8 protein-coding genes and 2 other RNA genes are annotated in these 12,403 nt (G+C 57.1%); 4 read left to right on the top strand and 6 right to left on the bottom strand.

Features of this window, described 5'->3' with window-relative positions; all coding sequences use genetic code 11:
• Positions 1-18: 18 nt before the first annotated feature.
• Both ROR01S_RS00005 and ROR01S_RS00010 read left to right on the top strand, forming a co-directional pair.
• Positions 19-148, top strand: a non-coding RNA gene (locus ROR01S_RS00005) — RtT sRNA.
• 46 nt (positions 149-194) lie between these two features.
• A non-coding RNA gene (locus ROR01S_RS00010) (RtT sRNA) lies at positions 195-324 on the top strand.
• A gap of 119 nt (positions 325-443) precedes the next feature.
• Here the strand turns inward: ROR01S_RS00010 and ROR01S_RS00015 are convergent.
• Entirely contained in the window at positions 444-887 is a 444-nt protein-coding gene (locus ROR01S_RS00015; RefSeq protein WP_044350989.1) for an Lrp/AsnC family transcriptional regulator, read from the bottom strand.
• A 108-nt stretch (positions 888-995) separates the two neighbouring features.
• Here ROR01S_RS00015 and ROR01S_RS00020 point away from each other — a divergent pair, with 108 nt between their 5' ends.
• The gene (locus ROR01S_RS00020) at positions 996-1,892 is read left to right on the top strand and encodes a DMT family transporter (RefSeq protein ID WP_064358954.1); all 897 of its coding nucleotides are present in this window, start codon (positions 996-998) and stop codon (positions 1,890-1,892) included.
• Positions 1,893-1,910: 18 nt separating this feature from the next.
• Here ROR01S_RS00020 and narI read toward each other — a convergent pair whose 3' ends face one another.
• From narI to ROR01S_RS00045, 5 genes are all read right to left on the bottom strand, one after another.
• Entirely contained in the window at positions 1,911-2,588 is a 678-nt protein-coding gene (gene narI, locus ROR01S_RS00025; protein ID WP_004863445.1) for a respiratory nitrate reductase subunit gamma, read from the bottom strand.
• Positions 2,588-3,298 (bottom strand): nitrate reductase molybdenum cofactor assembly chaperone, encoded by a 711-nt coding sequence (narJ, locus tag ROR01S_RS00030; protein ID WP_064358955.1) that lies wholly within the window; start codon positions 3,296-3,298, stop codon positions 2,588-2,590. Before narJ ends, narI begins: the two co-directional genes overlap by 1 nt.
• On the bottom strand, positions 3,295-4,833 hold the full coding sequence (gene narH / locus ROR01S_RS00035) for a nitrate reductase subunit beta (RefSeq protein WP_015584094.1): 1,539 nt from the start codon (positions 4,831-4,833) through the stop codon (positions 3,295-3,297). The genes narJ and narH overlap by 4 nt, the downstream gene beginning before the upstream one ends.
• Positions 4,830-8,573 carry a nitrate reductase subunit alpha gene (locus ROR01S_RS00040; protein WP_004863458.1) on the bottom strand — a complete coding sequence of 1,248 codons (3,744 nt, stop codon included), beginning with the start codon at positions 8,571-8,573 and terminating at the stop codon, positions 4,830-4,832. The genes narH and ROR01S_RS00040 overlap by 4 nt, the downstream gene beginning before the upstream one ends.
• 344 nt (positions 8,574-8,917) lie before the next feature.
• On the bottom strand, positions 8,918-10,309 hold the full coding sequence (locus tag ROR01S_RS00045; RefSeq protein WP_004863461.1) for a NarK family nitrate/nitrite MFS transporter: 1,392 nt from the start codon (positions 10,307-10,309) through the stop codon (positions 8,918-8,920).
• A 311-nt stretch (positions 10,310-10,620) separates the two neighbouring features.
• Between ROR01S_RS00045 and narX the strand changes: the two genes are divergently transcribed.
• Positions 10,621-12,399 carry a nitrate/nitrite two-component system sensor histidine kinase NarX gene (gene narX, locus ROR01S_RS00050; protein WP_064358956.1) on the top strand — a complete coding sequence of 593 codons (1,779 nt, stop codon included), beginning with the start codon at positions 10,621-10,623 and terminating at the stop codon, positions 12,397-12,399.
• The last annotated feature ends 4 nt before the right edge of the window (positions 12,400-12,403 follow it).

A 12,403-nucleotide genomic window follows, 5' to 3' on the forward strand; every position in this document is an offset into this window, starting at 1 on the left:
CCATCTCGTTTGCACCATATTCTGCCCGTGCAGGGAAGGATGAGAAGCTTCGACCAGGTTCGATTCGAGCGCAGCGAGAAAGCGTTGCCGCAGGCAACGACCCGAAGAGTGAGGCGCGAAGCGACGAATAATCCTTCCCCCGCCACCATCACTTTCCTGCGACTTATTCATTATATCCCTCTCGTTTGCACCATATTCTGCCCGTGCAGGGAAGGATGAGAAGCTTCGACCAGGTTCGATTCGAGCGCAGCGAGAAAGCGTTGCCGCAGGCAACGACCCGAAGGGTGAGGCGCGAAGCGACGAATAATCCTTCCCCCGCCACCATCACTTTCCTGCGACTTCTTCGTTATACCCATCTCGTTTGCACTATATTCTGCCCGTATGGGAATTAGCTCCGCATCAAGCGAAACGGTTAACACATTGATGCTGCTATTCAGGTGACGTTACATCGGCGGCAGACGGCGGGTTACCGGCGAGCTTTTTACTATCGAGGTATTACACTGGGCATGCTCGGCCAGACCATCCAGCAGGGTATCAAGCTGCGCAATATCCCGCACCACCAGGCGCATCACAAAGCAATCCTCGCCTGTGACCTTGTCACATTCAATGCATTCTGGCATTGCCTGGATATATTTATCGACCTTCTGCAGCAAGCCCGGTAGCGGTCTGACGCGAACCAGCGCCTGTAGGGTATAACCGAGCGCCGCAAGGTTAACCCGGGCGCCGTATCCCTGAATCACCCCGCGCTCCTCCAGTCGCTTCACCCGCTCTGCGGTACTGGGTGACGTCAATCCCACCCGCGCGCTCAACACCTTGAGCGATACACGCGCATCTTCTGCCAGACAGGCCAGAATGGCGCGATCGATATTATCAATTAAGTGTTCCATTCGTTTTACCTGATAAATAAAAGCAATACTCGTCTTTTACCTTAGATCATGCATGTCAACCTGTCAGCAGATTAACGACAATATCGGCATCATCACGGAGGTAGAAAAATGGCACATACAGTAACGGGCGTCTGGCAAATGAGTCTGGCGATGATCATTTCGGGTTCGATCGGCGCCTTCGTTTTACTCTCCGGCTTGCCGGTTATCGATGTGGTCTTCTGGCGTTGCCTCATTGGCGCCCTGACCTTACTGGGGTTTATCTCTTTCAGCCGACAGCCGTTCAGCCAGCTCACGCGGCTAACGCTACTGCTGGCGATCCTCGGTGGCATCGCGCTGGTCATTAACTGGCTGCTGCTGTTTGCCGCTTACGCCCGAATTTCGATTGGCATGGCTACCGTGGTGTATAACACTCAGCCGTTTATGCTGGTACTGATGGGAATGCTGACAGGCGAGCGGGTGACGCTGATTAAATGGGGCTGGTTAACGTTGGCTTTTTTCGGCGTGGTCGTTCTGCTCTCCAGCGAGCTGATGCAGGCTCATGGTAGCCAGCTGGCTACGGGTATTGCGCTGGCCCTTGGCGCCGCCTTTTTCTACGCCTTGACTGCGATGATCGCCCGCAAGCTGTGTCCGCTTCCGCCTCAGCATATAGCCTTTATACAGGTTATCGTCGGGACAATCATGCTGCTACCGCTGGTTCACGCCCCCGATTTCACCGCCGCGTTCCCCTGGCATTACCTGCTGATTCTGGGCATTGTGCATACCGGCATTATGTACCAGCTGCTCTATAGCGCGATTCAGAAACTGCCGACGCCCATAACCGGTACGCTCTCCTTTATCTATCCGCTTGTGGCGATGGTTGTCGATTATCTGCTCTTCCATCATGCGCTGACGCCGGTGCAGTTGGTCGGAGGCCTGCTGATTCTGTTTGCAGCGGCGGGAAATAATCTCGGCTGGGGCGACAGGCTGGCGTCTGGCCACAAAAAACCCCGCCAGAGCGGGGTATGATTCTGCCGGACCGGGCGATCAGCGGCGGGCGCGGACTATCTGATATCTGCGCGTCAGGTATTCTACCGGCACGCTCCAGATATGTACCAGACGGGAGAACGGGAACAGCAGGAACAGCGTCATCCCCAGCACCAGGTGCATACGGAAAATAAAGGCGACGCCGTCCAGGTGTGCGGACGCCCCGCCGTGGAACGTCACCACGGACTGTGCCCAGTTCACCAGCTTCATCATTTCGCTGCCATCCATATGCTGGGCGGAGAACGGAATAGTCAGCAGGCCCAGCGCACACTGGAGAATCAGCACGGAGAGCACCAGAATATCGGCACCGGTCGTGGTTGCCCGTACGCGCGGGCTGAACAGACGACGTTTCAGCAACAGCACGCCCCCCACCAGACACATCACGCCGGAGGCGCCGCCGGCAAACATCGCCATTTTCTGCTTCACTTCCAGCGGCAGCCACGCTTCATACATCCAGTGCGGCGTCAGCATCCCAAGGAAGTGTCCGGCGAAAATCCCCAGAATCCCGATGTGGAACAGGTTAGACGCCAGATTCATCCCTTTGCGATCCAGCATCTGACTGGAGGCGGCGCGCCAGGTGTACTGTCCGTAATCGTAGCGCAGCCAGCTCCCAATCAGGAACACCGCTCCGGCAATGTAGGGATAGATGTCAAAGAAGAACATATTCAGGAAGTGCATTATTGCTGTCCTCCGTTAGAGATATTCAAATATTGCGGGGCCACGGCTCCGGCAAAACGACGCTGGTGAGCGGCGATATCGGACTCACCGCAGCCTTGATCGGCAAAGAATTTCACCTGTTCTTCTTCCCAGACGGCATCCAGCGCCTGCGGCGTATCGTCACGCGCTTCATCAGCGATTTTTTCCGCAACTTTCGCTTCATCTAGCGCACTGTTTGCCAGCTTCAGCAGCTGTTCAAACAGAACGGCATAGCGGCTTTCACGCTGCTGCAGACGCGCGCAAAGCAGCGCCAGAATCGGCGCGATATCCTGCAGACCGCCAATGGCTTCGCTCTCCGGCAGCTGCGCGAGATATTCCAGATACAGCGGCAGATGATCGGGCAGCTCGCGGCTGTCGAGCACCAGATCGTGCTGCTCATACTGGTTCAGCAGATCGACCATCGCCTGCCCGCGGTCGCGAGATTCGCCGTGCACGTGCTCAAACAGCAGCAGCGAGGTTGCGCGCCCCCGGTCAAACAGTTCGCTGTAGGCGGCCTGGGCATCCAGCAGATCCTGCGCGGTTAAATCACGCAGGAAGACGCCCAGGGCCTGGGCATCCGCTTTTTCCAGTTTCTCTGACGTAGCCAGAACGTCGAAGAGTTCATTTTGATGCTGCCATAAGTCCGCATCCGGGTACTCAAGCAGACGTGAAACAACCACGAGTTCGATCATGCGTGCGGCTCCGTTTTGCTGGTCACATCCACGGCATCGATGCGGCGGCTGTTGAACAGGTTGAAGGACGAATCAGACCCGTGACAGCCGTCACCGAAGCTAAAGCCACAGCCGTTTTTCTCCGGGAAGGCTTCGCGCGCCAGCTCACGATGGCTGCTCGGCACCACGAAACGGTCTTCGTAGTTGGCAATCGCCAGATAGCGGTACATCTCCTGCGCCTGCGCTTCGGTCAGCCCGACCTCTTCCAGCGCCCGCGTATCGATAACCCCATCGACGGTTTCCGTACGTTTGAAGTGACGCATCGCCAGCATGCGTTTCAGCGCCAGCAGCACCGGCTGGGTATCGCCTGCGGTCAGCAGGTTGGCCAGATACTGGACCGGGATACGCAGGCTTTCGACATCCGGCAGGATGCCGTTGCTGCCCAGTTCCCCCGCATCGGCGGCGGACTGGATCGGCGACAGAGGCGGCACATACCAGACCATCGGCAGCGTGCGATATTCCGGGTGCAGCGGCAGAGCCAGCTTCCAGTCCATCGCCATTTTATAGACCGGCGATTTTTGCGCCGCATCAATGACGCTCAGCGGAATGCCGTCTTTCTGCGCCTGCTCAATCACTTTCGGATCGTGCGGATCGAGGAACACGTCCAGCTGACGCTGGTACAGGTCTTTCTCGTTCTCGGTGCTGGCCGCCTGCTCAATCGCATCCGCGTCGTACAGCAGCACGCCAAGGTAACGAATACGCCCGACGCACGTCTCAGAGCAGACCGTCGGCTGACCCGCTTCAATACGCGGGTAGCAGAAGATACATTTCTCGGATTTGCCGCTCTTCCAGTTGAAGTAGATCTTCTTGTACGGGCAGCCGGTAATACACATCCGCCAGCCGCGGCATTTGTCCTGATCGATCAGCACAATGCCGTCTTCTTCACGTTTGTAGATAGCGCCGCTCGGGCACGTTGCCACGCACGCCGGGTTGAGGCAGTGCTCGCACAGGCGCGGCAGATACATCATGAAGGTGTTTTCGAACTGGCCGTACATCGCTTTCTGCATGTTCTCGAAGTTTTTGTCTTTCGACAGCTTCTCGAACTCACCGCCCAGATCGTCTTCCCAGTTCGGGCCTTTCTCGATCTTGTCCATCCGCTGACCGGTAATCAGCGAGCGCGGACGCGCGATGGGCTGCGCTTTGCTGTCTGCCGGCGCGTTGTGCAGCGTCTGGTAGTCAAAATCAAACGGCTCGTAGTAATCGTCCAGACCCGGCAGATGCGGGTTAGCAAAGATTTTACCCAGCAGCAGCGCTTTGTTACCCATGCGCGGCACCAGCTTGCCGTTGATCTTACGGATCCAGCCGCCCTTCCATTTTTCCTGATCTTCCCAGTTGGTCGGGAAGCCGGTACCGGGCTTGGTTTCAACGTTGTTGAACCACGCGTACTCGGTTCCTTCACGGCTGGTCCAGACGTTTTTGCAGGTCACTGAGCAGGTATGACAGCCGATGCATTTATCGAGATTCAGCACCATGCCGACTTGTGAACGAATTTTCATTTTACGCTCTCCTGTACCTGGTCATTGCCTTCGCCATCCAGCCAGTTAATGTTCTTCATCTTACGGACTACTACGAACTCATCGCGGTTAGAACCGACGGTACCATAGTAGTTAAAGCCATATGCCAGGTGTGCATAGCCACCGATCATATGGGTCGGTTTCGGCGTAATACGCGTCACCGAGTTATGAATACCGCCGCGCTGCCCGGTAATTTCTGACCCCGGCAGGTTTACGATACGTTCCTGCGCGTGGTACATCATGGTCATCCCGGCCGGCACACGCTGGCTCACTACCGCTCGTGCGGTCAGCGCGCCGTTGTTGTTGAAAACTTCAATCCAGTCGTTGTCTTCAACCCCAATCTCTTTGGCATCTTCTTCGCTCATCCAGACGACCGGCCCACCGCGACCTAAAGTCAGCATCAGCAGGTTGTCGCTGTAGGTGGAGTGAATGCCCCATTTCTGGTGCGGCGTGAGGAAGTTCAGCGCCTTCTCCGGGTTGCCGTTGGACTTCTCTCCCATCACCGATTTCACCGAGCGGGTGTCGATCGGCGGACGGTACACCAGCAGGCTTTCACCGAAGTCGCGCATCCACTGATGATCCTGATAGAGGGACTGGCGACCAGAAAGCGTACGCCACGGAATCAGCTCATGAACGTTGGTATAACCGGCGTTGTAGGAGACATGCTCGTCTTCCAGGCCAGACCAGGTCGGGCTGGAGATAATCTTGCGCGGCTGCGCCTGAATATCACGGAAGCGGATCTTCTCGTCTTCTTTGTTGAGCGCCAGGTGAGTATGGTCGCGACCGGTAAATTCGCTCAGCGCCGCCCAGGCTTTCACCGCCACCTGGCCATTGGTTTCCGGCGCCAGCGTGAGGATCATTTCTGCCGCGTCAATCGCCGTATCCAGCATCGGCTGGCCTTTTGCCGGGCCGTCCGCCTTGGTGTAGTTGAGCTTACGCAGCAGGTCCATTTCGCTCTGGGTGTTCCAGGCGATACCTTTGCCCCCGTTACCGATTTTCTCCATCAGCGGACCGATAGAGGTGAAGCGTTCATAGGTTGCCGGGTAGTCGCGCTCAACCGGAATGATATGCGGCGCGGTTTTACCGGGAATCAGGTCGCACTCGCCTTTTTTCCAGTCCTTGACGTCCAGCGGCTGCGCCAGTTCGGCGGCGGAGTCGTGCTGAATAGGCAGCGTAACCACGTCGGTTTCTTTACCCAGATGACCGACGCAGACTTCGGAGAATTTCCTCGCGATGCCTTTGTAGATTTCCCAATCGCTTTTCGATTCCCAGGCCGGGTCGACGGCGGCAGACAGCGGGTGAATAAACGGATGCATATCCGAGGTATTCATGTCGTCTTTTTCGTACCAGGTGGCGGTCGGCAGCACGATGTCAGAATAGAGACAGGTGCTCGACAGACGGAAGTCCAGCGTCACCACCAGATCCAGTTTGCCGTCGAGGCCGTTATCCCGCCACTCCACCTCTTCCGGCTTCACGCCGCCCTGCTTGCCCAGATCCAGCCCCTGAATACCGTGCTCGGTACCCAGCAGGTACTTCAGCATGTACTCGTGGCCTTTACCGGAGGAGCCCAGCAGGTTGGAACGCCAGATAAACAGGTTGCGCGGATGGTTTTTGCCGTTTTCCGGCTGCTCCGCCGCAAAGCGAATCGAGCCTTCTTTCAGGGATTTAACGGTGTAATCCACCGCGCTCATGCCAGCTTTTTTCGCCGCATCGGCAATGCGCAGCGGGTTGGTGCCCAGCTGAGGCGCCGACGGTAACCAGCCCATGCGTTCCGCGCGTACGTTGAAGTCCAGCATGTGGCCGCTGTAGCGCGACTTGTCCGCCAGCGGCGACAGCAGCTCCTGCGCGGTGACGGTTTCATAACGCCACTGGCTGGAGTGGTTATAGAAGTAAGAGGTGCTGTTCATGTGACGCGCCGGACGCTGCCAGTCGAGTGCAAACGCCAGCGGCTGCCAGCCGGTCTGCGGACGCAGTTTTTCCTGGCCCACGTAGTGCGCCCAACCGCCGCCGCTCTGGCCGACGCAGCCGCAGAAGACCAGCATGTTGATCAGACCACGATAATTCATATCGAGGTGGTACCAGTGGTTCAGACCGGCACCGACAATGATCATCGAACGACCGTGGGTCTTATCGGCGTTATCGGCAAATTCACGCGCGGTACGAATGATGTGCGTGCGGGAGACGCCGGTAATTTTTTCAGCCCACGCCGGGGTATACGCTTTAAGATCGTCGTAGCTGGTTGCGCAGTTTTCATCGTTGAGGCCGCGATCCAGACCGTAGTTGGCCATGGTCAGATCGTAGACGGTAGTCACCAGCGCGGTGGTGCCATCCGCCAGCTGCAGGCGTTTCACCGGCAGCTTGTGCAGCAGAATGTTTTCCAGTTCAACGCTGGCGAAGTGTTCGGTGCCGTCACCGCCGAAGTACGGGAAGCCAACCTGCGCCACATCGTCGTGGCTGCCGAGCAGGCTCAGGCGCAGTTCAACCTCTTCGCCGGTGGTACCGTTACGCTGCTCAAGGTTCCATTTCCCTTTTTCACCCCAGCGATAGCCGATAGAGCCGTTCGGCGCCATCATTTCACCTTTTTCATCAAAGGCGACGGTTTTCCATTCCGGATGTTCTTCCTGGCCCAGACCATCCACCAGGTCGGCCGCGCGCAGCATGCGGCCCGCGGCGTAATAGCCGTCTCGCTCTTCCAGCATCACCAACATCGGCATATCGCTGTAACGGCGAACGTAGTCGGTGAAATACTGGCTCGGTTTATCGAGGTGGAATTCGCGGAGCATGACGTGGCCCATCGCCAGCGCCATCGCCGCATCGGTGCCCTGCTTCGGCGCCAGCCACAGGTCGCACAGCTTGGCGATCTCGGCGTAGTCCGGAGTAATCGCCACGGTCTTGGTGCCTTTATAGCGAACTTCGGTGAAGAAGTGCGCGTCCGGCGTACGGGTCTGCGGTACGTTGGAGCCCCAGGCGATAATGTAGCTGGAGTTATACCAGTCGGCTGATTCAGGGACGTCGGTCTGCTCGCCCCAGGTCTGCGGGGAGGCCGGCGGCAGATCGCAGTACCAGTCATAGAAGCTGAGACAGGTGCCGCCAATCAGCGACAGATAGCGCGCGCCGGAGGCATAGGAGACCATCGACATCGCCGGGATTGGCGAGAAGCCGGCCACGCGGTCCGGGCCGTAGGTTTTGACGGTGTAGACGTTAGAAGCCGCGATCAGCTCATTCACTTCCTGCCAGGAGGAACGAACGAAACCGCCGCGCCCACGCGCCTGTTTGAAGCTTTTGGCTTTATCGGCGTCTTCAATAATGGATGCCCAGGCATGCACCGGATCTGAATGCTGCGCTTTCGCTTCGCGCCACATTTTCATCAGCCGTTTGCGCATCAGCGGATACTTCAGACGGTTGGCGCTGTAGAGATACCAGGAGTAGCTGGCGCCACGCGGGCAGCCGCGAGGCTCGTGGTTTGGCATATCCGGGCGAGTACGCGGATAGTCGGTCTGCTGGGTTTCCCAGGTGACGAGACCGTTTTTAACGTAAATCTTCCAGCTGCATGAGCCGGTGCAGTTTACCCCGTGAGTGGAGCGCACAATTTTGTCATGCTGCCAGCGCTGGCGGTATCCATCCTCCCAGTCCCGGTTGGTTTTTAGAAGCTGGCCATGCCCATCGGCAAAGGTTTCACCCTTCTGTTTGAAGTAGCGAAACCGGTCCAGGAATTTACTCATCGGGTTTCTCCTGTTTGGAGCCTGACGGCTCTCTGATAAATCGACATTGCTGGATTTGCAGCGAAGGTAACGCTATGAAAGAGGGAGAGAATTGATAACGATCAATGCGATAGGGCTTATAAATAGCCCCTCAAGCGACAAATACCTCCGAAGTGGTAGCATTTTCTATTTTTTATCTTTATGTTTTTTAAGGAATTTAATGAAAAATGAGCGATTGTTGTACGCCTGTGGCGTGCGCCAGGGTATTAAGGGGTAGATACCCCTGTCGGCGGGTTGAATTCAGTCCTGACGACATAAAAAAGGGGCGCAATATACATTGCGCCCCGTGAGCAAACAGAGATGGCTTAAGACTTCTGCTTACGACCGTAAACCGCCCAGGTAATCAGAACGCAGGCGACATAGAAGACGAAAAAGATCTTCATGGCGCCAGCCGGAGAACCGGTTAGTTCCAGAGAAATACCAAACGCTTTCGGGATAAAGAACCCGCCGATAGCGCCGATGGCAGAGATAAAGCCCAGCGCTGCCGCCGTATCCGTTGCGGCTTCACGCATCGCCTGCTCTTCATTACCGCCCTGCGCTTTTACGCGTTCCATCGTCATTTTACGGAAGATAACCGAAATCATCTGGAAGGTAGACGCGCTGCCCAGACCGGCGGTCAGGAACAGCACCATAAATACGCCGAAGAAGGCAATGAAGCTGCCGCCGACGCCATTCGTTGGCAGCGTCAGGAACAGCAGGCCGCTGAAGATAGCCATCACCACAAAGTTCACCAGCGTGACGCGGGTACCGCCCAGACGGTCAGAGATAGCCCCGCCCATCGAACGCGCCAGCGCACCGATAAACGGCCCGAAGAAGGCAAAGTGCAGAATCTGAACATCCGGGAACTGGGTTTTCGACAGCATCGCAAAGCCCGCCGAGAAGCCGATGAATGAGCCAAAAGTGGCCAGATAGAGCAGCGCCATAACCCACAGATGGGCGCGCTTCAGTACCGGCAGCTGCTCGCTCAACGATGCCTTCGACGCCGACAGATCGTTCATAAAGAACCACGCCGCCAGGGTGAAGATAATCAGGAACGGCACCCAGATCCACGCCGCGTTTTCCAGATACAGCATGGAACCGTCCGGCTGCTCGCTGCCCGTACCGCCAAAGACGGCGAAAATAGACAGTGAAACCACCAGCGGGGCAACCAGCTGCATCACGCTGACGCCCATATTGCCAAGGCCGCCGTTAAGACCGAGGGCGCCGCCCTGCTTCTGTTTCGGGAAGAAGAAGCTGATGTTGGCCATGCTGGAAGCAAAGTTCGCCCCGGCAAAACCGCAAAGCAGAGAGATGATCACAAAGACGCTGAACGGCGTAGAGGTATCCTGCACCGCGAAGCCCAGCCACACGCAGGGGACGATCATGATCCCGGTACTGAAGGCGGTCCAGCGACGGCCACCAAACAGCGGAACCATAAAGGCATAGGGAACACGCAATAACGCCCCGGAGAGCGCCGGCAGCGCGGTCAACATAAACAGCTGGTCGGTCGAGAACTGGAAGCCGACCTTATTCAGATTGACCGCCACCGCGCTGAACAACATCCAGACGCAAAACGCCAGCAGCAGACAGGGAACGGAGATCCACAAATTCCGGCTTGCAACGCGGTGGCCGCGCTGCTGCCAGAACTCGGGATCTTCAGGACGCCAGTCGGTGATGACTGAAGTACTGGCCTTCTCCGGTAGGGAAGATTGACTCATAAATACCTCTGATTATTCATATATCCTGCCGCTACCTTAGGGGTTACAGAGGGCGGTAAGTTGATATAAATCAAAGGAAAAGTGGTCATTAAATTGCTTAAAAAAAGCCCATCACCCGAAGTGAGTAGCCATTTTCGCTAAAAAAAGTGTGGTTTTTCACATGGCTGCCGGGTTTAAGCCATCGTCTCCCGCAAACCTACCCACCACCGACAATTAAGGGGTAATCCCTTATGGGTATGGGTATACTCCATGGGATATCCGAGAATAGACGCCACTCCCGGATGGTTTGCCGGTCAGGAGCCACGCACGCTATGTTAAAACGTCTTTTTACCCCGCTTACGTTAGTGAATCAACTGGCGTTAATCGTGCTGCTATCGACAGCGATTGGCGTCGCAGGAATCGGTATCTCTGCCCGTCTGGTACACGGCGTACAGGGCAGCGCACACGCGATCAATAAAGCCGGTTCGCTGAGAATGCAAAGCTATCGTCTGCTGGCGGCAATCCCGCTCACCGAGGGCGATAGCAAGCTGCTCGACGACATGAACGCCACCGTCTTCAGCGAAGAGCTGCAGAATGCCGCCCTCAGAGACGGCCAGGATAGCCAGCTTAAAGCGCTACAGCAGTACTGGCAGCTGGAACTGGCGCCGGGGATGAAACATGCGCAGAATCAGGCTACCGTCGCCACGGATGTCGCCAGCTTTGTCGACCGGATAGACCACCTGGTCACCTCTTTTGATCACACCACCGAGCAGCGCATCCGCTACGTCGTCTGGCTGCAGCGGGTGATGGCTATCGGCATGGCGCTGCTGTTTCTGTTCACTATCGTCTGGCTGCGGGCCCGTCTGCTGCGCCCGTGGAAACAGCTGCTGGCCATGGCCCGGGCGGTCAGCCATCGTGATTTTACCCAACGCGTCCATATCAGCGGCCGCAATGAGATGGCCAGCCTCGGTATGGCGCTTAACAACATGTCAAAAGAGCTGGCGGAAAGCTATTCGGTACTCGAACGACGAGTACAGGAAAAAACCGCCGGCCTGGAGCAGAAAAATGAAATCCTCGCCTTTTTGTGGCAGGCCAACCGTCGTCTGCACTCCAGCGCCCCGCTTTGTGAACGTATTTCACCGGTGCTCAACGGCCTGCAGGGGCTGACGCTGCTGCGTGATATTGAGGTGCGGGTGTACGACTTCGAAGATGAGGACAATCATCAGGAGTTCGCCTGTCACTCAGACTTAGGGTGCGATGACAAAGGCTGCTATTTATGTCCGCGCGATCTGCCGCCGCTGCCGGATGCCGGCACCACGCTGAAATGGCGGCTGTCCGATGCCCACAACCAGTACGGGATCCTGCTGGCGACGTTGCCCGTAGGCCGTCACCTGAGTCACGATCAGCAGCAGCTGGTCGATACGTTAGTCGAGCAGCTAACCTCCACGCTGGCACTCGACAGACACCAGGAGCATCAGCAGCAGCTGATCGTGATGGAGGAGCGCGCCACCATCGCCCGCGAGCTGCATGACTCCATCGCCCAATCGCTCTCCTGTATGAAAATGCAGGTCAGCTGTTTACAAATGCAGGGCGAAAACCTGCCGGAAGAGAGCCGCCAGCTGCTGGGCCAGATTCGCAATGAGCTGAATACGTCGTGGGCACAGCTGCGTGAACTGCTGACGACCTTCCGCCTGCAATTAACCGAACCGGGACTGCGCCCGGCGCTGGAGTCCAGCTGCCAGGAGTATAGCGCCCATTTTGGCTTTACCGTCCAGCTTGATTACCAGCTACCGCCGCGCTTTGTCCCGTCTCATCAGGCTATTCACGTCCTGCAAATCGCTCGTGAGGCGCTGAGCAATGCGCTGAAGCACGCGCAGGCGACCGAAGTGACCGTGACCGTTTCGCTACGGGACAACCAGGTACGGCTGGTGGTTGCAGACAACGGCCGCGGCGTGCCCGATCAGGCGGAACGAAGCAACCATTACGGCTTAATTATCATGCGGGATCGCGCCCAGAGTTTGCGCGGAGACTGTCAGGTTCGTCGCCGGGAAAACGGCGGTACCGAAGTGGTCGTCACTTTTATCCCGGAAAAATCGTTTTCAATCCAATAAGGAG

Source organism: Klebsiella ornithinolytica NBRC 105727 = ATCC 31898, from assembly GCF_001598295.1.
Taxonomy (GTDB): Bacteria; Pseudomonadota; Gammaproteobacteria; order Enterobacterales; family Enterobacteriaceae; genus Klebsiella; species Klebsiella ornithinolytica.

What these genes read in the sequence shown, in the direction of transcription:
- ROR01S_RS00040 (WP_004863458.1), bottom strand. Translation starts at nt 8,573, where the DNA reads ATGAGTAAATTCCTGGACCGGTTTCGCTACTTCAAACAGAAGGGTGAA.
- ROR01S_RS00015 (WP_044350989.1), bottom strand. Translation starts at nt 887, where the DNA reads ATGGAACACTTAATTGATAATATCGATCGCGCCATTCTGGCCTGTCTG.
- narI (WP_004863445.1), bottom strand. Translation starts at nt 2,588, where the DNA reads ATGCACTTCCTGAATATGTTCTTCTTTGACATCTATCCCTACATTGCC.
- ROR01S_RS00020 (WP_064358954.1), top strand. Translation starts at nt 996, where the DNA reads ATGGCACATACAGTAACGGGCGTCTGGCAAATGAGTCTGGCGATGATC.
- ROR01S_RS00045 (WP_004863461.1), bottom strand. Translation starts at nt 10,309, where the DNA reads ATGAGTCAATCTTCCCTACCGGAGAAGGCCAGTACTTCAGTCATCACC.
- narJ (WP_064358955.1), bottom strand. Translation starts at nt 3,298, where the DNA reads ATGATCGAACTCGTGGTTGTTTCACGTCTGCTTGAGTACCCGGATGCG.
- narH (WP_015584094.1), bottom strand. Translation starts at nt 4,833, where the DNA reads ATGAAAATTCGTTCACAAGTCGGCATGGTGCTGAATCTCGATAAATGC.
- narX (WP_064358956.1), top strand. Translation starts at nt 10,621, where the DNA reads ATGTTAAAACGTCTTTTTACCCCGCTTACGTTAGTGAATCAACTGGCG.